The 19,296-nt window shown below is 69.2% G+C and carries 19 protein-coding genes; 10 read left to right on the top strand and 9 right to left on the bottom strand.

The window, feature by feature from the left end; all coding sequences use genetic code 11:
• Positions 1–15 precede the first annotated feature (15 nt).
• Entirely contained in the window at positions 16–825 is an 810-nt protein-coding gene (locus ACE3TU_RS04745; protein ID WP_374620873.1) for a glycerophosphodiester phosphodiesterase, read from the top strand.
• Positions 826–835: 10 nt separating this feature from the next.
• Here the strand turns inward: ACE3TU_RS04745 and ACE3TU_RS04740 are convergent, their stop codons facing one another.
• A complete protein-coding gene (locus tag ACE3TU_RS04740; protein WP_374620870.1) occupies positions 836–2,389 on the bottom strand; it encodes an acetolactate synthase large subunit in 1,554 nt (517 codons plus the stop codon).
• 131 nt (positions 2,390–2,520) lie between these two features.
• Positions 2,521–4,479 (bottom strand): methyl-accepting chemotaxis protein, encoded by a 1,959-nt coding sequence (locus tag ACE3TU_RS04735; RefSeq protein WP_374620868.1) that lies wholly within the window; start codon positions 4,477–4,479, stop codon positions 2,521–2,523.
• A 270-nt stretch (positions 4,480–4,749) separates the two neighbouring features.
• Between ACE3TU_RS04735 and ACE3TU_RS04730 the strand changes: the two genes are divergently transcribed.
• Positions 4,750–4,998, top strand: coding sequence for an indolepyruvate ferredoxin oxidoreductase subunit alpha (locus tag ACE3TU_RS04730; RefSeq protein ID WP_374620866.1), 249 nt, complete (start codon positions 4,750–4,752; stop codon positions 4,996–4,998).
• A complete protein-coding gene (locus tag ACE3TU_RS04725; RefSeq protein ID WP_374620863.1) occupies positions 4,995–6,071 on the top strand; it encodes a Gfo/Idh/MocA family protein in 1,077 nt (358 codons plus the stop codon). The genes ACE3TU_RS04730 and ACE3TU_RS04725 overlap by 4 nt, the downstream gene beginning before the upstream one ends.
• Positions 6,072–6,084: 13 nt before the next feature.
• On the opposite strand, the gene ACE3TU_RS04720 is transcribed toward ACE3TU_RS04725, so the two are convergent.
• Positions 6,085–7,575 carry a pyruvate kinase gene (locus tag ACE3TU_RS04720; RefSeq protein WP_374620860.1) on the bottom strand — a complete coding sequence of 497 codons (1,491 nt, stop codon included), beginning with the start codon at positions 7,573–7,575 and terminating at the stop codon, positions 6,085–6,087.
• Between the two features lie 149 nt (positions 7,576–7,724).
• On the opposite strand from ACE3TU_RS04720, the gene ACE3TU_RS04715 reads away from it, so the two are divergent.
• Positions 7,725–7,958, top strand: coding sequence for a hypothetical protein (locus tag ACE3TU_RS04715; protein WP_374620858.1), 234 nt, complete (start codon positions 7,725–7,727; stop codon positions 7,956–7,958).
• 30 nt (positions 7,959–7,988) lie between these two features.
• On the opposite strand, the gene nikR is transcribed toward ACE3TU_RS04715, so the two are convergent.
• On the bottom strand, positions 7,989–8,441 hold the full coding sequence (gene nikR, locus ACE3TU_RS04710; protein WP_374620855.1) for a nickel-responsive transcriptional regulator NikR: 453 nt from the start codon (positions 8,439–8,441) through the stop codon (positions 7,989–7,991).
• 161 nt (positions 8,442–8,602) lie between these two features.
• Between nikR and hypA the strand changes: the two genes are divergently transcribed.
• From hypA to hypF, 6 genes are read left to right on the top strand one after another with little or no spacing between them, the layout of a single operon-like run.
• Positions 8,603–8,944 carry a hydrogenase maturation nickel metallochaperone HypA gene (gene hypA / locus ACE3TU_RS04705; protein WP_374620852.1) on the top strand — a complete coding sequence of 114 codons (342 nt, stop codon included), beginning with the start codon at positions 8,603–8,605 and terminating at the stop codon, positions 8,942–8,944.
• Positions 8,944–9,825, top strand: coding sequence for a hydrogenase nickel incorporation protein HypB (gene hypB, locus ACE3TU_RS04700; RefSeq protein WP_374620849.1), 882 nt, complete (start codon positions 8,944–8,946; stop codon positions 9,823–9,825). The genes hypA and hypB overlap by 1 nt, the downstream gene beginning before the upstream one ends.
• A gap of 1 nt (position 9,826) precedes the next feature.
• Positions 9,827–10,072: a HypC/HybG/HupF family hydrogenase formation chaperone gene (locus tag ACE3TU_RS04695; RefSeq protein ID WP_374620846.1), complete on the top strand. Its 246-nt coding sequence runs from the start codon at positions 9,827–9,829 to the stop codon at positions 10,070–10,072.
• Positions 10,069–11,217, top strand: coding sequence for a hydrogenase formation protein HypD (gene hypD / locus ACE3TU_RS04690; RefSeq protein ID WP_374620843.1), 1,149 nt, complete (start codon positions 10,069–10,071; stop codon positions 11,215–11,217). The genes ACE3TU_RS04695 and hypD overlap by 4 nt, the downstream gene beginning before the upstream one ends.
• On the top strand, positions 11,214–12,242 hold the full coding sequence (gene hypE / locus ACE3TU_RS04685) for a hydrogenase expression/formation protein HypE (protein WP_374620841.1): 1,029 nt from the start codon (positions 11,214–11,216) through the stop codon (positions 12,240–12,242). The genes hypD and hypE overlap by 4 nt, the downstream gene beginning before the upstream one ends.
• A 2-nt stretch (positions 12,243–12,244) precedes the next feature.
• Positions 12,245–14,602 carry a carbamoyltransferase HypF gene (hypF, locus tag ACE3TU_RS04680; protein WP_374620838.1) on the top strand — a complete coding sequence of 786 codons (2,358 nt, stop codon included), beginning with the start codon at positions 12,245–12,247 and terminating at the stop codon, positions 14,600–14,602.
• A 13-nt stretch (positions 14,603–14,615) separates the two neighbouring features.
• On the opposite strand, the gene ACE3TU_RS04675 is transcribed toward hypF, so the two are convergent.
• From ACE3TU_RS04675 to ACE3TU_RS04655, 5 genes are all read right to left on the bottom strand, one after another.
• Positions 14,616–15,494 (bottom strand): SMP-30/gluconolactonase/LRE family protein, encoded by an 879-nt coding sequence (locus tag ACE3TU_RS04675; protein WP_374620835.1) that lies wholly within the window; start codon positions 15,492–15,494, stop codon positions 14,616–14,618.
• A 17-nt stretch (positions 15,495–15,511) separates the two neighbouring features.
• Complete coding sequence (locus ACE3TU_RS04670; RefSeq protein WP_374620833.1) at positions 15,512–16,369, bottom strand: carbohydrate ABC transporter permease; 858 nt, start codon at positions 16,367–16,369, stop codon at positions 15,512–15,514.
• Between the two features lie 4 nt (positions 16,370–16,373).
• Positions 16,374–17,306: a carbohydrate ABC transporter permease gene (locus ACE3TU_RS04665; RefSeq protein WP_374620830.1), complete on the bottom strand. Its 933-nt coding sequence runs from the start codon at positions 17,304–17,306 to the stop codon at positions 16,374–16,376.
• Between the two features lie 133 nt (positions 17,307–17,439).
• Complete coding sequence (locus ACE3TU_RS04660) at positions 17,440–18,762, bottom strand: ABC transporter substrate-binding protein (protein ID WP_374620827.1); 1,323 nt, start codon at positions 18,760–18,762, stop codon at positions 17,440–17,442.
• Positions 18,763–18,874: 112 nt separating this feature from the next.
• Positions 18,875–19,296 (bottom strand): UTRA domain-containing protein (locus tag ACE3TU_RS04655; RefSeq protein ID WP_374620824.1); only part of this gene is annotated, 422 nt, incomplete at its 5' end.

Raw genomic sequence — 19,296 nt, 5'->3', positions numbered from 1 at the left:
ATCATGGAGAGATCAGTGCCTAGTTTTCATTTTCGCGACAACGGCTTCGTGCACCTGTGCGGACATCGGGGGCAGAGTCTCAGCCAACCCGAGAACACGCTGGAGGCCTTCCGCGAAGGCCATGCGCTGGGAGGCACCAGCATGGAGATCGACACCGTGCTCACCGCCGATGGCGAGATCGTCGTCATGCACGACATGCTGGTCGACCGGACGACGAACGGATCTGGCGCCGTCGCCGACCTGGCGCTCGCCGACATCCGGACACTCGATGCCGGCGCCTGGTTCGGGCCCGGCTACGCCGGAATCCGGGTCCCTACGCTTGCGGAGACGATTGCGCTGGCCCACGAACTCGACCTGCTGCTCGAGATCGAGATCAAGGAGAAGCGCAACATCGGGGGCTATCTGGAGGCGCTGGCCGGAACGCTCGCCGCGGACGACCTCGGGCGGGTGATGATGATTTCCTTCGACCACTGGAGCCTCAAGCAGGCCAAGGCGCGGATCCCGGGGCTGCTGACGGGCGGCATCGTGCACGAGCGCTTCGCCGATCCGGTGGCGGTTGCCGGCATGTCGGACCTCGACGAACTCTGCATCGATCTCGACGTCTTCGATCCCGCCGACGCGCAGGCCCTGCACGCTGCCGGCCGGTCGATCCGCTGTCATGCCTATCGGCCATCGGCGCTCGAGAACGCCCGGCGCGCCGGTCTCGACTGGGAGGACCAGCTGGCCGGCTGGCTGCGGGATGGGTTGATCGACACGCTCTCGGGAGACGATATCGGCTGGCTGCGGAACTACTGCGCGGCCGCTGGCGTCAGGCTTGCGAGGTAGCGCTGCGCCGTCAGATGACGCATTCGATGAGAAACGGGCCGTGGCGGCGCATCGCGGCGGTGACGAGGTCGGCAAACGCCTCCGCCGTTTCCGCCCGCGCAGCCTCGACCCCGAACCCCCTGGCAAGGCTTACCCAGTCCAGCGGCGGGTCATCGAGGCTCATCATCCGGGTGGCATTGCGCCCGACGCGATCGACCCCGAGGTTTCGCAACTCGCCCTGCAGGATGGCATAGGCCCGGTTGGAGAGGATGACGGTCAGCACGTCGAGCCTCTCGCGCGCCTGCGTCCACAGCCCCTGCAGGGTGTAAAGGCCGCTGCCGTCGGCCTGGATGCTGACGACCTTGCGGTCGGGGCAGGCGATCGCCGCGCCGACCGCAAGCGGGATGCCGATGCCGATCGAGCCGCCCGACACCGCGAGCCTGTCGTGCGGGGCCGCCGCATGGGCAAGCGCCCTGAACCTCGCGGCCCCTGTCACCCCTTCGTCGCAGACGATGGCCTGTTCGGGCAGGCGACGGGCCAGCAGCTCTCCCACGAGATCCGCCGACAGCGGGCCGGAAAAGGCTGCCTCGTCCAGTCCGGCGCGGTCGGTCGCCGGCGGGCTCGCGCGTGCCGAGAGCTCATCGACGAGCGCCTCGAGCGCCGCCAGCTGATCCTCGCGGCGGGAAGCCAGCGAGATGACCCTGCACCCCTCCGGCACCAACCTGCTGGGCTTGCCGGGATAGGCGAAGAACGCCACCGGTTCGGGCGCACCGACCAGCACCAGCAACTCGATGTCCCTGAGCATGTCCAGCGCCTGGTCGACCGGGTACGGAATCGACCGCGGCGAGACCCGTCCCCGACCGTTCGAGAGACGCGCCGGCAGCACCTCGGCCAGTACCTCGCCGTGTGGGTGGCGCGCGACGATACGCCCCGCCAGGTCCGTGCCCGTCGCAAGCGCGGCTTCGTCCCCGACGAGCAGGGCGTAGCGCCCTCGGCAGGACCGGATGGCCGCCGCCACCTCCCGGATCACGTCGGCGTCTGGCGCCGGTCGCGATGGCAGAACCCGACCGGCGCGCGCGGTGACCGGGGTCGCCGACCAGGCCGTATCCGCAGGCAGGATCAGGGTGACCGGCCCGGCGGAGAGGATCGAGTCGCGCCAGGCGGCCGCGACGCCCGCCGCGACATCGTCGGGCGACCCGAGCCGCCGGACCGCAGTCGACATCGGACGAGCGAGGGACTCGATATCGCTGGTCAGCGGGGCATCAAAGGGCAGGTGATGCGCCGCATGGTCACCCACGATGTTGAGCACCGGCGAGCCTGCCCGCCGCGCATTGTGCAGGTTTGCCAAGCCGTTGGCGAGCCCCGGTCCGGTGTGCAGCAGCGTTGCCGCAGGGAGCCGTCGCATGCGCGCGAAGCCGTCTGCCGCGCCGGTCACCACGCCCTCGAACAGCCCGAGGACGCAGCGCATCTCGGGCCGGCGGTCCAGCGCTGCAACGAAGTGCATCTCCGACGTGCCGGGGTTGGCAAAGCAGACGTCGACGCCCAGTTCGAGCAGGCTGTCGCAGAGGAGATCGCCGCCGGTCATGCCTGTCTCCGAGGGGTTTCGGGAGCGCGTTGTCCCGGCAGAGGACCACCCCCCGGGTGAGGACAGTCGGAACGAGCCCGACTGTCAAGCCCGCCCGACCGCCTCCCGAGGGGGCCGGGCCGAGACCGGACTCAGGCGGCCCGGCGCAGCTCCCTGGCGCGGTCCAGGACGAAGATGTCGACGATCTCGTCGAGTTCGTGCGCCTGGGCCTCCGTCTGCCCGATGGCGGCGTTGGTCTCTTCGACGAGGGCAGCATTGTGCTGCGTCATCTCGTCCATGTCCCGCACCGCAGAGTTCACCTCGGCGATGCCCCGGGCCTGCTCGTTGCTTTCCTCGGCAATCCCTTCCATCAGCTCGCGATTGCGCTCCACGGACTGCCGCATGGCCTCGAGCGAGGCCGTCGCCCTGGCGACCAGCTGCGTGCCCTCGGTAACCTCGGCCGCCGACTGCACGATCAGGTCCTTGACCTGCGCCGACGCCTCTGCCGCCGACTGGGCAAGCCGTCGCACCTCGATGGCGACGACGGCAAAGCCCTTGCCACTCTCGCCGGCCCGGGCCGCCTCGACGCTGGCGTTCAGTGCCAGCAGGTTGGTCTGGAAGGCGACGTCGTCGATCAGCCCTATGATGTTCGAGATCCGCGCCGACGAGGCCGTGATGCGCTCCATTGCCGCGTTGGCCTGCGCCATGATGGCGCCGCCATCATGGGCTGCCCGGCTCACCGCCTCGGCATTGCGGGCGGCCTCGACTGCGCGGTCGGCATTGGCCTTCACCGTCTGGGCCAGTTGGCCGACGGTCGCCGAGGTCTCTTCGATGCGGGCCGTCTGCTTGCTGGTGCGGTCGGCGAGGTTGTTGGAGCCGGTGAGGATTTCCGCGGTGGCGGTGCGCAGCTGCTGCGAGGTGCGCCGCAACTGCTCGACGATCAGGCTGAACTTGTCCGTGACCGCGTTGGTGTCGTCGCGCAGCTTCGCCAGCGCACCGGCATAGTCCCCCGTCACCCGTCGCGTCAGGTCGGCCTCGGCGAGCGAGGCGAGTGCCGCGCCGGTCTCGGCGATCGCCCTGTCGACACTGTCCACCAGCTCGTTGAAGCCCGAGGCGAGTTCGCCCAGGCCCTGGTCTTCGTAGGTGCCGGCGATCCGGTGGCTGAAATCGCCCCGTACCGCGGCCTTCACCACCCGCGCGAACTCGCCGTTGAGACTGGCGGCCTCGGCCGAGCGCTTGCGGATTTCCTCAGTGGTCCGCTCGGACTCGGCGGCGAGGCGGTTGCGGTCCTCGAGCGCATTGCGATAGGTCGAGACGACGCCCTGCATCGCCGCGATCTCGTGCACGCGCTGCACCTCGTTGAACTTGCTGTCGGAGCGGCCATTGGCGAGCTCGCGCATGATGGCGGTCAGTCTGATCAGCGGGCCGCTGAGGAAGCGGCGCCCAAGAAATACCATCGCGGCCGTCAGAAACAGCGTCAGGGCAACGCCGCCCCAGTTCGCCATCGTGGCACTGAGGGCGACCGCCTCGGCTTCGCTGACCACCTCGGCATTCTCGGCTTCGATGGCGTCCGAGACAGACGACATCGCTCCCTCGAGGGCCTTGAAACTCTGGTCGAACTCGGCCAGTTGCGCCCGCGCCTCGGGCAGCTTTCCGTCGGACGCGAGGCGCACGAGGACGCCGGCCTGTTCGAGATAGTCCGAAAGCGGGCCGGCGACGCCGCCGATGCTGGCGCGGACCCGATCGGGCAGGTCGAGGCCGTTCTGCACGGCCAGCGCGTCGCGGAACTGACCGCCATACTCCTCGACCTCGGCCAGCCCCTCTTCCAGCATGGTACGGTCGAAGGTCATCGCGGCGAACATCTGTCGGAACACCACGCCGCGCATGCCGTCATGCAGCATGTCGGCCGTCATGTGCTCGCGCATCGAGTTCATCATCGTCACCGAGTGATCGCTGGCGCGGGAGAACGCCGCCGATGTCCACATGCTGGCCGCGGTCAGGCCGAGGCCCAGCCCGAGCAGCACCGTCGACACCGCCAGCAGCAGGTGCTGGATCTTGAAGGCCAGAGGTCGTGGCGCCTTGCGCCGCTCTACGAAGTCCGTCTTTCCCATGCTCGTTCCCCACCGGCGACCGGCTTCGAGGTCGCGCTCCACGGTCCGGAGGAAATGATAAGGGAAACGAAGTTAATGAACGCTGATGTAGTCGGACGGATGGAGGGCGCATCGCGAATCGGCCGCCGCCGCTCGATTCGTCAGGGGGATAGACACATTTCGGCCTCGATGCTGAACGGAGCTGTTCCCGAATTGCGGACCGGCCGGGACATGCCATTGCCCGCCGATCCGCTTCGGGCTAGCGTCGTGCCATCAGAGCCGGAGGACTCCGTGGCCTACGTCGTGACCCAGCCCTGCATCGGGACCAAGGACGCGTCCTGCGTCGCCGTCTGTCCGGTGGATTGCATCTACGAAGGCGACGACCACTACTACATCAACCCGGACGAGTGCATCGACTGCGGCGCGTGCGAGCCGGAATGCCCGGTCGAGGCCATCTTCGCCGACGACGCCGTGCCGGAGCAGTGGCAAGCCTTCATCGCAAAGAACAGGGCGTTCTTCGGCGGCGAGGGGCAGCCATGACGCAAGCCCGCCCCCTGCCGATCGCTGCCCTGACGCGGCGGCACTTTCTCGCCATGGTCAGCGCGGGAGCGGCGGCAGCCGCGGCGTTCCCGGCAGCAGCGGTGGCCGCCCCCGCGGGGCCGATCCGTGTCGGCCTCATCGGGGGCGACAGTGACGGGATCTCGCTGCTGGCGCGCGCGCTGAGGGCGGATCGCGGGTTCCGCCTCGTGGCGATCGCCGACGAAGTGGACGCACGGGCCCGGCGGGCGCTTGACATCTTCACCCACCACCGCCGGCGCGGTGGCCCCCACCCGCAGGTGGAGGTCGGGCCCGACCAAGTACTGGCCGGAGCGGACGCGGCGGAGCGGCTCTGCGCCATCCGGGCGCTCGATGCGGTGTTCGTCGCCGGGATCCCGGCCTATCGCAGCGGGCACGTATCGACCGCCATCGCCGCCGGCAAGCACGTCTTCATGCTCGGGCCCGGCGCGGTCGATGCCGTCGGCTGCCGCGCCCTGCTCGGCACTGCCGACCGGGCGGAGGCCGCGGGCCTGTCGATCGGCGTCGACCTGGCGACGACGGGCGCATCGCTTTCGAGCGATGCCGGCATCGATGTCCGCTGGCAGCGGGCGCCGTGGCGGCGCTTCACGCCGGGCGGAAGTGCGGCGCAGAACTGGTATTTCGACGAGAACCTGTCGGGCGGGGTGCTGCTCGGCGACGGCTTCGGCGTGATCGACCGGATCAATCAGCTGAAGGGCGGGCCGCCGCTGCTCGGGGTCGGCCGCCTCGGCGATGGCCCCGGCGAACACGCGGTCGCCTATCGCTATCCGGACGGAAGCCTGGTGACGATGCGCTTCCATCTCGGCAAGGGACTGGCGAGCCGGTTCGAGGCGCGCCTGACGGACGGTTCCCCCCTGCCCCCGTCGTCCGGCGACGGGACGGAGGCGATCGGGGCGTTCCTCGAGGCGATCCGGTCGGGCCGACCCGATGGCTGGCGCCCGCGCCTCGATCGACTGGTCGCGACGACGCGAACCGCACTCCTCGGACGCGAGGCGGCCCGCCTCGGGCGCGCCCTCGACTGGGCCGAGATCGCCTGAGCCGGCCTTCCCGTCACCAGGACTTGAGCGCCCTGAGCAGCGGCGACTTCTTGAACAGGTGCCCGTCCATCCGTTCGAGCAGGCCGTCGAGCAGTGCCATCGCCTCGGTGACGTGTGGACCCTTGTTGAGCATGACGCACTCGGCGCGCGCCGCCATGGCCGCATCGGTCATGTCGCCGCGCGACGGGACCCCGTCCTTGATCAGGCTCTCGAGCACCTGTGTCGCCCAGATCACCGGCACGCGCGCGGCCTCGGCGAGCCACAGGATCTCCTCCTGCATCTCGGCCAGGCGCTCGAAGCCGAGTTCGGCGGCGAGATCGCCGCGGGCGATCATGATCCCGAACGGACCGCGCTTCCTGGCGCGCGCGATGAGGGCGGGCAGGTTCCTGACGGCCTCGGGGCGCTCGATCTTGGCGACCAGCCCGATGCTGCGACCCGCCGGCCGCACCAGATCGCGCAGGGCCTCGTCGAGCACGTCGATATCCGAGGGCCGGCTGACGAACGAGTAGCCGACGATATCAGCGAGTTCCACCACCATGCGCAGATCGTCACGGTCCTTGTGCGTCAGCGCACTTACCGCCAGGTCGCTGTCGGGGAAGTTGAGGCCCTTGTCGGGCTTCAGTCGCACGCCGCCGGCCTTGGCCCGGCTTACGCGCACCATGGCCACGCCCTCGGCATTGCTGTCCACCACGCCCTCGAGCTTGCCGTCGTCGTAGCGCACGCGCTCGCCGGGCAGAATGCCGGCGACAATCCCCCCCGTCGCGATGCTGGCGGCGTGGGCGAGCGCGATGCCGTCGAGCAGCTCCGGTCGGTCCACCAGCGCGAACCGGTCGCCCGGCCGCAGCCTGTCGTCCTTGCCGGCACGCCCCACCGACCCGGTCCGGAGCTTGGGCCCGGCAATGTCCATGAGCACGGACAGCCGGTGCCCCCGCACGTCCGCCGCGGCGCGGAGGTTCCCTACCATGGCGCGCCACAGGTCGGGGTCGTCGTGCGCGCAGTTGATGCGCACCACGTCGGCGCCGGCGGCCACCACCTGTTCGGCAAGATCGCGGTCGAGACCGGCCTCGGTCGGCAGCGTCACCATGATCCGGGTGCGGCGCCGGGCGCGGCGCGGGCCGAACAGCAGGTCGGACTCCGCCGCCAAGCGGCGCTCGCCGGCGAAGAACTCCTCGCTCGAAGGAGGACGGACGTCGACCGGCGAGCGGCACAGTGCCGCCAGCGCCACGACGGTCGCATCGAGACTGGGGCGAACGCGCCCTTCGAGCCGGCCGAGCGAAGAAAGCCCGAGGCTGGTCAGCCGTCGCTGCAGCGGCCGCAGATCATGGCGCCGCAATGACAGATAGTGCGCCAGGTTGAGAAGATCGGGGTCCGCAGGATCGGCGCCGATCTGTTCGAGGGTCTGCCGGGCATCCTCGAGGACGCCGGTCCTGACAGCCAGAAGATCGCCCAGCGCAGCTGCTGCGTTCGCGTCGGCGTCAGGTGTCTGCGTATCGGTGTCGGGCACATCGACCGGGCTACCACGCCAATATGACAATCCCTCGACACCGCGCGAGGGTGCGGCGCCGGGGACCGCGGATGCGACGTTCCGCCCACGCCGGGGCATGGATTGTGACAATCGGGCGTGCGATCACCAATGGCAAACGGAGCAAAGCCATGGCCGACAAGCCCGTCACCATCAAGGACACCCTGCTCGAGCTGTCATCGACCGATGCGCTGAAGCCGCGCGATCTGCTGAAGGCCGTCCGGAAGGCCCACCCCTCCGCGCGCAAGAAGGAGGTCATCTGGGCGGCCTTCGAATGCGTCATCGAGCTCGCCGATCGGCGGCCGCAAACGGCCCGGCAGCTGCAGGACTTCGCCATCGCCAGCCGCGGCGACGGCGACGAATAGGCTTCCCCGGCCGCAGGGTGCGGCCCCGGTTCAGTGATCGTGGTCGTGCCCGTGCTGGTGCCGATGGGCGTGCGGCGCAGCGGCGCCCGCCGGCACGATCTGCAGGGCGCCGTGGCGCACCGAACGCTCGGCGATGACATGCTCGGCGAAATGCTGCACCTCGGCCATCGGTCCCTTGAGGATGCCGACCTCGAGGCAGTTCTCGGGGTCGAGATGGACATGCAGGCTGGCGATGGTCAGATCGTGGTGGCTGTGGAAGGTGCTGGTGAGGCGCCGCGCAAGATCGCGGGCGGCGTGATCGTAGACGTAGCTCAGCACACCGACGCAGTTCAGGTCGGACCCAGCCTCCTGCGCCGCCTGCTTCAGCCCGGCACGCGCGAGGTCGCGGATCGCCTCGGAGCGGTTCTGGTAGCCGCGCAGGGCGATGACCCGGTCCAGTTCGTCCATCAGGTCGTCGTCGAGCGTGATGGTTACGCGTTGCATGTCGTTCCCCGGCGTGATGATCTGGACCGGACGACATGCTATCCGATGTCGACGTCGATGTGTTGCGCCGCAAGCGCGCACCGGTGAGGATCCGGCGACGGAGGCCGATCTGCCCGCCCGCACGGGCGGCCCCGCATCGGCGACGAGGTGAGGTCCGGCCGATGCACGAGCTGTCGATCTGCGAGAGCATAAGGGGCATCCTCGAGGAGGAGGCGGCCAGGAAGGGATTCGACACCATCGATCGGGTGTGCCTCGAGATCGGACGCCTGTCGGGGGTCGAGGTCGAGGCGCTTCGGTTCGGCTTCGATGTGGTGATGCGCGGATCGGCGGCCGAGAATGCACGGCTCGACATCGTCGAGACCGAGGGGCGCGCCCGGTGCATGGCCTGCGGGCAGGGCATCGCCATCGCCGCCCGCTACGATCCGTGCCCGGTCTGCGGCAGCCATCTGCTGCAGGTCACGGCAGGCGAGGAAATGAGGATCAGGGAACTGGAGGTGCGCTGATGTGCTCGGTGTGCGGATGCGACGAGGGAAACGTCAGGATCGAGGGCATGGCCGCCGGGACCGGCCACCGGCATGACGGTCACGGGCACCACGATCACGGTCACCACCACCTGCACCATCATGGTGCAGGCGTGCTTCATCATGGCCACGTCGCTGCCGCGGCCCTCGCCTCGGGGACGAGCGAGGCGCGCATGGTGCAATTGGAAAAGGACATCCTCTCCAAGAACGACGCATTCGCCCGGGAGAACCGCGCGCGGTTTGCCGCCCGCGACGTGCTGGCCCTCAACATCGTCTCGAGCCCGGGTTCGGGCAAGACGACGCTGCTGTGCCGCACCATCGACGACCTCAAGGACGACATCGCCATCGCCGTCATCGAGGGCGACCAGCAGACCTCCAACGACGCCGACCGCATCCGCGCGACGGGCGCACCGGCGATCCAGGTGAATACCGGCAAGGGTTGTCACCTCGATGCCCACATGGTCGGCCACGCCGTCGACCACCTCGATCTCGCCAGCGGCTCGCTGCTGTTCATCGAGAACGTCGGCAACCTCGTCTGCCCGGCGGGCTTCGACCTCGGCGAGGCGCACAAGGTGGTGATCCTGTCGGTCACCGAGGGCGAGGACAAGCCGCTCAAGTACCCGGACATGTTCCACGCCGCCGACCTGATGATCCTCAACAAGACCGACCTCCTGCCATATCTCGACTTTGACCTGCCAACCTGCATCGCCAACGCCCGCAAGGTGAATCCCGGGATCGACATCGTCCTGCTGTCCGCCCGCACCGGCGAGGGGATGGCGGACTGGACCGGCTGGATCGAGGCGGCCCGCCTGGCGGCCCCGTCCCGCCGCCCGCGCGCGGCGAACCTGGCGGGAGCCGCCTGACATGTGCCTCGCCCTCCCCGCCCGCGTCGTCGAACTGCTGGACAACGACATGGCCGTCGTGGCGTTCGACGCGGTGAGAAAGCGCATCTCGCTCGCCCTCGTCGAGGGCGTGGGCCTGGGCGACTTCGTGCTCGTCCATGTCGGCTATGCGCTGCACAAGGTGAGCGAGGAGGAGGCCGCACGGACGCTCGAACTGATGCGGGAGGCCGGCGTGCTCGACGACGAACTGACGGAGATGCCGGCATGAAGTTCGTCGACGAGTACCGCGACCACGACCTGGCGCGCATCATTGCCGGGGCCATCGCCGCCGAGGCGAAGTCCGGGCGCAGCTACCACTTCATGGAGTTCTGCGGCGGCCACACGCACGCGATCTTCCGCTACGGCGTGCAGGACCTGATGCCGCAAAACGTCGAGTTCGTGCACGGCCCCGGCTGCCCGGTCTGCGTGCTGCCGGTCGCACGGCTGGACGACGCCGTCGAACTGGCCGAGCGGCACGGCGTGATCCTGTGCACCTATGGCGACATGATGCGTGTCCCGGGCACAAGGCAGCGCAGCCTGATCCGCGCCAAGGCCGACGGGGCCGATGTGCGCATGGTGTACTCGACGCTCGATGCCCTGAAGATCGCGCGCGAAAACCCCGGGCGGCAGGTGGTATTCTTCGCCATCGGCTTCGAGACCTCGACGCCGCCGACCGGCGTGGCGATCAAGCTGGCGGCGGCTGAGGAGCTGAGCAATTTCAGCGTGTTCTGCAACCACGTCCTCACCCCCGCCGCCATGGGCCACATCCTCGAATCGCCGGAGGTCAGCGGTCTCGTCCGGATCGACGGCTTCCTCGGGCCCTCGCACGTGTCCTCGGTGATTGGTTCGCGGCCCTACGAGCGCTTCGCCGAAGAGTTCGGCAAGCCCGTCGTCATCGCCGGCTTCGAACCGCTGGACGTGATGCAGTCGGTGCTGATGCTCGTCCGCCAGGTCAACGAGGGCCGGCACGAGGTCGAGAACGAGTATACCCGCGTCGTTACGCCCGAGGGGAACCGCAAGGCGCAGGCGCTGGTCGACGAGGTGTTCGAGCTGCGCCAGAGCTTCGAGTGGCGCGGCCTCGGAACCGTTCCCGGCAGCGCGCTGCGCATCCGCGATGCCTATGCCGGCTTCGACGCCGAGAAGCGCTTCGAACTGAGCGCCAAGGTCTCGCGGGAGGTGAAGTCCTGCGAGTGCCCGTCCATCCTGCGCGGCGTCAAGAAGCCGACAGACTGCAAGCTGTTCGGCACGGTCTGCACCCCGCAGAACCCGGTCGGCTCCTGCATGGTGTCGTCCGAGGGCGCCTGCGCCGCCTATTACAGCTACAGCCGCTTCCGGGAGCCGCGGCCCGCCGGCCTCGAGGCGGTCGCGGGATGACGGCGATCGACCCCGGGCCCCGCGGCGCCATCGACATGACCCACGGCGCCGGCGGGCGGGCGATGGCCGGGCTGATCCGCGATGTCTTCCACCGGCACCTCGGCAACGCCTACCTGGCGCAGGGCGACGACGGCGCGCTGCTGGGCCGGGTCGAGGGCCGGCTGGTGATGGCGACGGACGCCCACGTGGTCTCGCCGCTGTTCTTCCCGGGCGGCGATATCGGCGCGCTGGCGGTGCACGGCACGATCAACGACATCGCCATGATGGGGGCGCGGCCCCTGTGGCTGTCGGCATCCTTCATCCTCGAGGAAGGGCTGGCGCTGGCAACGCTCGACCGGATCGTCGCCTCGATGGCCCGCGCCGCCCGCGAGGCCGGCGTGCCGGTCGTCACCGGCGACACCAAGGTGGTCGAGAAGGGCAAGGGCGACGGCGTCTTCATCGCGACCACCGGCGTCGGCGACCTCGCCGACGGCGTCGCCATCTCGGGAGCCGGCGCCCGGCCGGGCAACGTCATCCTCGTCTCGGGCACGATGGGGGACCACGGCGTCGCCATCCTGTCCCGGCGCGAGGGCCTCGCGTTCGAGACCGAGATCGTCTCCGACAGCCAGCCGCTGCACGACCTGGTCGCGGCCATGCTGGCGAGCGTCTCCGGTATCCGTGTGCTGCGCGACCCGACCCGCGGCGGGCTGGCGGCGACGCTCAACGAGATCGCCCACCAGTCGCAGGCGGGCATGGTGCTGGACGAGCCCGCCGTGCCGGTGCAGCCGGAGGTCGCGGCGGCCTGCGAACTGCTCGGCCTCGATCCGCTCAACATCGCCAACGAAGGCAAGCTGGTCGCCATCTGCGAGGCGGCCGACGCCGAGGCGCTGCTCGCCGCGATGCGGGCGCACCCGAGGGGACGCGACGCCGCGATCATCGGCGAGGTCGTCGCGGACGAGCGCACGCTGGTCCGCATGCGCACGCGGCTGGGCGGCATGCGCGTCGTCGACTGGATCGACGGCGAGCAGCTGCCGAGAATCTGCTGACGATGCCCGCGGGGACCGCCGGCAGCCGCTCGCGCACGCCGGGCACGGCGCCGGAGGGGCGGCTGCTCCGGGTCTACGGCCTGGTGCAGGGGGTGGGGTTCCGGCCGACGGTGTGGCGCATCGCCACGAGCCTCGGGCTCGCCGGCCACGTCCGCAACGATGCGTCGGGGGTCGAGGTCGCGCTGTGGGGCAGTGCCGCCGACCTGGCCGTGTTCCGCAGCCGGCTCGCCGCCGAGTGCCCGCCGCTGGCGCGCATCGATCGCATCGAGGTGGAGCAGCTGCCGGGGGCCTGCCCGGCGGACGGCTTCCGCATCGCGGCCAGCCTGGGTGGCGAGGCGAACACCGGGATCGTCGCGGACGCCGCCTGCTGCCCCGACTGCCTCGCCGAAATCCTCGATCCCGGCGACCGGCGCTATTTCTACCCTTTCGCCAATTGCACCCATTGCGGTCCGCGGCTGTCGATCATCGAGGCCGTTCCCTACGATCGTGCCGCGACGTCGATGCGGCACTTCGTGCCCTGCACGCGGTGCCGGGCCGAGTACGAGGACCCCGCCGACCGGCGCTTCCACGCCCAGCCCATCGCCTGCCCCGACTGCGGCCCCCGCGTTTGGCTCGAAGGCGACGCCGGCTTCGGGCCCGAGGCCGGCCCCGAAGCGGTGATCCGCCGGGCCGCCGAGCTGATCGGCGACGGGCGGATCCTCGCGCTCAAGGGCATCGGCGGATTTCACCTGGTATGCGACGCGCACAACGAGGCGGCGGTGAGGCGGCTGCGCCGCCGCAAGCAGCGCGACGCCAAGCCCCTCGCCCTGATGGCCCGTGATCTCGCCCAGGTCGCCGAAATCGCCGAACTCTCAGAGGCGGAAGCCGCCGAACTGACGTCCCGCGCGGCGCCCATCGTGCTGCTGCGGCGGCGTGCCGGTGGCGGCATCGCCGCCCCGGTGGCGCCCGCCCACGACCGGCTCGGGATCATGCTGCCCTACACCCCGCTGCACCATCTGCTGCTGCGACTGCTCGGCGGGCCGGTGGTGATGACTTCCGCCAACCGCTCGGGCGAGCCGCAGGTCACCGGCAATGACGAAGCCCGGCGCGACCTCGCCGGCCTCTGCGACGCCTGGCTGATGCATGACCGCGAAATCGTCAATCGCCTCGACGACAGCGTCGTGCGCTGCGACACGAGCGGAGTATCGATGCTGCGGCGCGGCCGCGGCCATGCCCCCGAGCCCTTCGCCCTGCCCCCGGGCGCACCCGAGGGGCTGCGCGTCCTCGGGGCCGGCGGCGATCTCAAGTCGGCGTTCTGCCTCGCCGGGAACGGCAGGGCGGTCCTGTCGCAGCACCTGGGCGAACTCGACGAGGAAAAGGCGCAGCGCGCCTGGAGCCAGTCCCTGGCGCTCTACCAGGGGCTGTTCGATGCGCGGCCGGACCTGATCGTGACCGACCTTCATCCCGCCTACCGGTCCACCCGCATGGCGGCCGAACTGGCGCGCGACACCGGGGCCGCGCTGCTCGCCGTGCAGCATCATCACGCCCACCTCGCCGCCTGCCTCGCCGGGCATGGCCGACCGCTGGACGCCCCGCCGGTGCTCGGCGTCATCCTCGACGGGCTGGGACTGGGCGAGGACGGAACGCTGTGGGGCGGCGAGTTCCTGCTCGGCGACTATCGCTCGTTCCGGCGGCTGGCGCATTTCGATCCGGTGGCCATGCCCGGCGGCGACGCGGCGAGCCGCGAGCCCTGGCGCAACGCCCATGCCCACCTCGCGCAGGCCTTCGGGCCCGGCTACCTCGAGGGCGCGGCGGCCGGCCTGCCGATCGCCGGACGCCTGGCCGGCCGGCCGCTGCACCTGCTCGACCGGATGATCGAGCGCCGCATCAACGCGCCGCTCGCCTCCTCCGCCGGCCGGCTGTTCGACGCCTGCGCGGCAATGCTCGGGGTCTGCTTCGACCGCCAATCCTACGAGGGCCAAGCCGGCTCCGAACTCGAAGCGCTGGCCGGCGGCGGCTTCGAGACGGCCGAGGCCTGGCCGCTGCCGCCGCCGGACAGGGTGATCCGCTGGCGGCGCCTGTGGGAGGGCGTCCTCGGCGATCTCGCCGCCGGCATCGAGCCGGGGCCGATCGCTGCCCGCTTCCACAGGACGCTGGTCGCGGTGGTCGCAGAGACGGCGCTGCGGCTGGCCCGGGAGCACCGCGTCGACGCCGTCGCGCTGTCGGGCGGCGTGTTCCAGAACCGCCTGCTGCTCGAGGGCGTGCTCGCCGCGCTCGCCCCGAGCGGCCTCGAGGTGATCACCCATGGCGGCGTGCCGGCCAATGACGGCGGCCTCGCGCTCGGCCAGGCGATGATCGGGCTGGCGCTCGGCCGACCCTGAGCCACGGGACGGCTCAGCCGCCGAACGGCGGCAGCGTCAGCCCGCTGGTACCGGTTTCGATGGCAAACAGTCCGCCCGGGTTGCGCTGGTCGCGGAAGGTCTCCTCCGGTCGCCGCAGCACCGCCGTGGTGACGTAGAGCGTGCCGAGGCCCTCCCCGCCGAACTCGCAGCAGGTCGGCAGATCCGTCGGCATGGCAATCGTCCGCATGCGCCTGCCGGCCGGATCGTACTGGTCGACGCGGCCCTTGAACGGAATCGTCACCCAGTAGCAGCCGTCGGCATCCACCGTGGCGCCGTCGGCAATGCCGCCGAAATCGGAAAGGTCGACGAACACCCGCTCGTTCTCGATGTCGCCGGTCGCGGCATCGAAATCGTAGGCCCTGACGATCGGCGTGTGGCTGTCGGAGAAATACATCGTCCGGCTGTCCGGGCTCCAGGCCAGCCCGTTGCAGCAACCGACCCCCTCGATCATCCGGTGCACCGACAGGTCCTTGTCCATGCGATAGAGCGAGCCGATGAACCGCGGCGTCTTGCCGGGGGCCTCGAACATCGAGCCGGACCAGAAACGGCCCTGCCGGTCGGGCTTGCCGTCGTTGAAGCGCGTGTCGGGCAGGTCCGCCTCGGGATCGAAGATGGCCTCGAAGCGGCCGCTCGCCGGATCGAAGAAGTAGAAGCCCGAGGCCATGGTCAGCACCAGGCCGCCGCTGGCGCGCAGGCCGATGCAGCCCAGGTACTCCGGCGCCTGCCAGGTCTCGTCCCTGCCGGTGCGCGGATCGTAGCGGTGAATGAGCTTCTGCCAGATGTCGATCCACCACAGGACGCCCTCGACGGGATCCCAGATGGTGCCTTCGCCCAGTTCGGCCCTCGCGTCGACGACGCAGGTGATGTCCATGTGCTCCCCCTCAAGTCCTAACCCTTGACTGCCCCGGCGCTGAGCCCGGCGACGATGTACCGCTGGATCAGCAGGTAGAAGATCACCGGAAAGATGGAAAAGAACAGGGCCGCCGCCAGCACCCGGTCGATCGGCGTGTCGAGCATCACCTTGAGCGAGGCGAGGCCAACCGCCACCGGCCGGATATCGGGCGAGGTGACCAGCGTGACCGCGAACAGATACTCGTTCCAGGCGTAGAAGAAGGCCACGACGCTGACCGCCACCAGGCCGGGCGCGGACAGCGGCAGCAGCGTTCGGATCAGCGCCCCGAGCGGCGAACAGCCGTCGATCAGCGCCGCCTCGTAGATTTCCTCGGCGATGGAATCGAAGGAGTTCTTCAGCACCCAGATGCAGATCGGCAGGATGAACGCGGCATCGACCAGCGACAGGGCCGGCAGGCTGTCCGACAGGCCGAGGTTGCGATACATGGCATAGACCGGAATGACGACAAGGGCCTCGGGCAGCATCTGCGTCATCAGCAGCAGCAGGCCGAAGGCCGCCTTGCCGCGCCACCTCAGGAAGGTCATGGCGAAGGACCCCAGTACCGCGAGCGCCAGGACGATCAGCGTCGTCATGCCCGCCAGCAGCAGCGAGTTCACCAGCCAGCGGGCGACCGGGAAGTTCTCGAACAGCGTCGCGAACGGCAGGAAGCTGAGCTCCTGCGGGATCAGCGGCGGCGGGTACTGCATGCCGTAGCTCAACGGCTGGATCGCATTGACGATCATCCAGTAGACCGGGAACAGCACCACCGCGCAGAAACCGATGATGAGAACGTAGAACGCCACGCCCGCGCCGAACCGGCGGAGCCTGTAGCGCAGGTGGGCGGCAGCGTTCATGGCCTCAACGCCTCCTCGTGCGGTCGAGCCGCTGCTGGGCATAGACGAACAGCAGCGTCAGGCCGAGCACGATGACGAATCCCGAGACCCCGAGCGTCGCGCCGTAAGCCAGGTCGAAGAAGCGGAAGGCCGTCTGGTAGATGCGCAGGACCAGCGTCTCGGTGATGCCGCCATAGGGGCCGCCGCCGGTGGTCAGCCAGATCAGGGTGAACTGCTTGAACGAGAAGATCGACATCAGCACGGCCATGAGCATCAGGGTCGGGGTGATCTCGGGGATGGTGATGTGGCGCAGCTGCTGCAGGCGCGTGGCACCGTCCACCTCGGCTGCCTCGTAGAGCTCGCGCGGCACCGCCTGCAGCGCGGCAAGAATGACGAGAAAGGTGAACGGGAAGGCCTTCCAGATCGACAGGGCGATGACCAGCGGCATGGCCAGCTTGGGGTCGGACAGCCAGTTCAGGTTCTGCTCGATGCCGGGGAACAGCCGGGCGAAGACGTTCATCACGCCGAATGTCGGGTTGCACATCCACAGAAAGACGAGGACGGCGGAAATTTCGGGAAACGCCCACGGTACGGCGATCACGCTGCGCGCCACGTTGCGGCCGCGAAAGCGGCGATTGAGCAGCAGCGCGGAGAGCAGCCCGAGGGACACGGCCCCGACCACGACGAACAGCATGTAGGTGAAGGTGACGCGAACGGCGAACCAGAAGTCGTCGTCCTCGAACAGCCGTTCGTAGTTGCGCAGCCCGACCCACTGGACCTTGTCGACACCGACCACGTTGTTGGAGAAGCTGGTCAGGAACTGCTGCGCGATCGGCAGGAGGATGAAGACCGCCAGGTAGGCGACGATCAGAAAGACCAGCGTGTAGGCCAGGGAACTCCCCCGGGCCCGCCGGTGCCGCAGCGTGAACCCCGCGCGCTCGTCGACCTGCTCTGCCATGCTGACTGCGATACCCGCTCGATATTTGCCCGATGCGTGCCAGATACCCCGGAAGCCTGGGGCGAAGACCCCGCCAACCAGACGCCACGGGGGCGTTCCGCGGAACGCCCCCGGCAACCTCAGTGATCGACCACTACAGGGTGAAGCCGTCGAACAGGCGCTCCGACGCCTTCTCCAGCTCCTGCTGGGCATCGGCCATGGCATCCTCGACCGGCCGGTCGGCGACCAGCGCTTCGGAGAACTTGTCCATGACGACGTTGCCGAACTCCTGGTTGAAGAAGATGTAGTCGCCCATGATCTCGAGCGGCGTGATCGCCTCGCCCTTCAGGTAGCCGTCGGCCCAGAACTGCTTGGCGAGATACTCCTCGCGGATCGCGCCCGGATAGGGCGGCACCACGTCGAGGCACCGTTCCATCAGTTCCTGGTAGTTTTCCGGGCGGTACAGCCACTCGACGAAGGCCTTGCCGGCGGCCTTCTCGTCGTCCGAGGCATTGGCGTTGACGCAGATCGGGTGGATGCGGGTGATCGCCTTGCCGCTCGGGCCGGGCGGCACCACGCTGCGCAGCGAGGGGTAGATCTGCGGCCCGGAGCTGGACCAGATATTGACGGCCGCCGAAACGATCAGCTGCTGGGCGATGCGGCCATTGGCGTACATCTGGTTGGCCGTGGCGGTGTCGGTGCCGCGCGGCATGGCCTTGTCGTACATGGTCTTGAAGAGCTTGAGCCCCTCGATCACCGGGGCCGAGTTGACGAGCGGCGTGCGCCCCTTGGCCCACAGGCCGTCGAACATCACCGCCCATTGCTGCAGGATGAACCAGAAGTCGCCCGGCTCGCTCATCAGGTGCGGCGAGTAGATGCCGAACTGGTCGGGAGACTTGGTCAGCGCGATCGAGGCCTGCACCCATTCCTCGGGAGAGGTCGGCACCCCGACGCCGGCGCTTTCGAACAGCGCCGAGTTGTAGAGCAGCCCGAACTTCACCGTCACGATGTCGAGGCCGTGCACCTTGCCGTCGACGCGCAGATGGTCATGCGCGGCGCTCAGCGTGCTGCCGATGCCCAGCTTGTCGACCACGTCCTGCAGCGATTCGAGGTGCCCGCCGCGCAGCAGCCGCACGACCAGGTCGGGGGTGGTGTGGAACAGCGCGCCGTTGATCGCCCCGGACTGGGACTGGATCAGCATGTTGTTGGTGTACTCGTTGAACGGTGCACCGGCTTCCTCGATGAACACGTCGCTCTGTTCGGCGTGGAACTTCGCCAGCATCGCCCGCCACGCATCGCCGCGGCCCGGCTCGTTCCACATCCACGACAGGAGCGGAATCTTGATGCGGGCATTCTGCGCGAGCGCCGGCGTTGCCAGGGCCGCGGTCAGCCCGACCGCCGCGGTCCGCTTCAGGAAATCCCGGCGACCCATGCCCATGGCGTATGGGCGCAGGAGTCCGGTGCTTGGTCTGTTCATGATGGTACCTCCCCTCGGTAGATCGAAAACTCGATCGTACTATCATGCTATTATAATGTTTTGGTTCTGTCCATACGGTCCTGGTGGACCGCTCGCGGGTCATCGCGTCCGGTCAGCTGAGATCGTTTGGCGCGTCGTAGGTGATGGAGAAGATGTCGGCCGGGTGTCGTGCGACGGAGAACTCGACATTGCGCTGGTCCGCGGCCTGGTAGAGCATCTCGACGGCGAGGATGGCCGAGCCCCTGGCGACGCCGAGGTCGGCGGCGACGAGGTCGTCGGCGACCTCGGCCCGGATGGTGCAGTGGGCCACGGCCATGCGGATGCCCAGCCGCTTCTGCACGGCGCGGAAGATCAGCACGTCGTTGAAGTCGTCCTTGCGCAGCTGCCGGCCCAGGTCGGGCGGGAAATAGGTGGTGATCTGCGCCTTCTTCTGGCTGCCCACGCACAGCACGCTGCGCAGGCAGTAGCCCGCCTGCTCCTTGGCCAGCCCGAAATGCCGCTGCAGCACCGGCGAACTCTCCTGCCGGTAGGACT

The sequence above is a fragment of the Devosia sp. genome (genome assembly GCF_041917035.1).
In the GTDB taxonomy this organism is placed as follows: domain Bacteria; phylum Pseudomonadota; class Alphaproteobacteria; order Rhizobiales; family Devosiaceae; genus Devosia_A.
This window is presented reverse-complemented; position numbering and strand designations above follow the sequence as displayed.

Bases quoted from the DNA above. Each gene is read 5' to 3' on its own strand.
- hypF (WP_374620838.1), top strand. From the start codon at position 12,245: ATGCCCGCGGGGACCGCCGGCAGCCGCTCGCGCACGCCGGGCACGGCG.
- ACE3TU_RS04735 (WP_374620868.1), bottom strand. From the start codon at position 4,479: ATGGGAAAGACGGACTTCGTAGAGCGGCGCAAGGCGCCACGACCTCTG.
- ACE3TU_RS04670 (WP_374620833.1), bottom strand. From the start codon at position 16,369: ATGAACGCTGCCGCCCACCTGCGCTACAGGCTCCGCCGGTTCGGCGCG.
- hypD (WP_374620843.1), top strand. From the start codon at position 10,069: ATGAAGTTCGTCGACGAGTACCGCGACCACGACCTGGCGCGCATCATT.
- ACE3TU_RS04665 (WP_374620830.1), bottom strand. From the start codon at position 17,306: ATGGCAGAGCAGGTCGACGAGCGCGCGGGGTTCACGCTGCGGCACCGG.
- ACE3TU_RS04695 (WP_374620846.1), top strand. From the start codon at position 9,827: ATGTGCCTCGCCCTCCCCGCCCGCGTCGTCGAACTGCTGGACAACGAC.
- hypB (WP_374620849.1), top strand. From the start codon at position 8,944: ATGTGCTCGGTGTGCGGATGCGACGAGGGAAACGTCAGGATCGAGGGC.
- ACE3TU_RS04715 (WP_374620858.1), top strand. From the start codon at position 7,725: ATGGCCGACAAGCCCGTCACCATCAAGGACACCCTGCTCGAGCTGTCA.
- nikR (WP_374620855.1), bottom strand. From the start codon at position 8,441: ATGCAACGCGTAACCATCACGCTCGACGACGACCTGATGGACGAACTG.
- ACE3TU_RS04740 (WP_374620870.1), bottom strand. From the start codon at position 2,389: ATGACCGGCGGCGATCTCCTCTGCGACAGCCTGCTCGAACTGGGCGTC.
- ACE3TU_RS04660 (WP_374620827.1), bottom strand. From the start codon at position 18,762: ATGAACAGACCAAGCACCGGACTCCTGCGCCCATACGCCATGGGCATG.
- ACE3TU_RS04675 (WP_374620835.1), bottom strand. From the start codon at position 15,494: ATGGACATCACCTGCGTCGTCGACGCGAGGGCCGAACTGGGCGAAGGC.
- hypE (WP_374620841.1), top strand. From the start codon at position 11,214: ATGACGGCGATCGACCCCGGGCCCCGCGGCGCCATCGACATGACCCAC.
- ACE3TU_RS04725 (WP_374620863.1), top strand. From the start codon at position 4,995: ATGACGCAAGCCCGCCCCCTGCCGATCGCTGCCCTGACGCGGCGGCAC.
- hypA (WP_374620852.1), top strand. From the start codon at position 8,603: ATGCACGAGCTGTCGATCTGCGAGAGCATAAGGGGCATCCTCGAGGAG.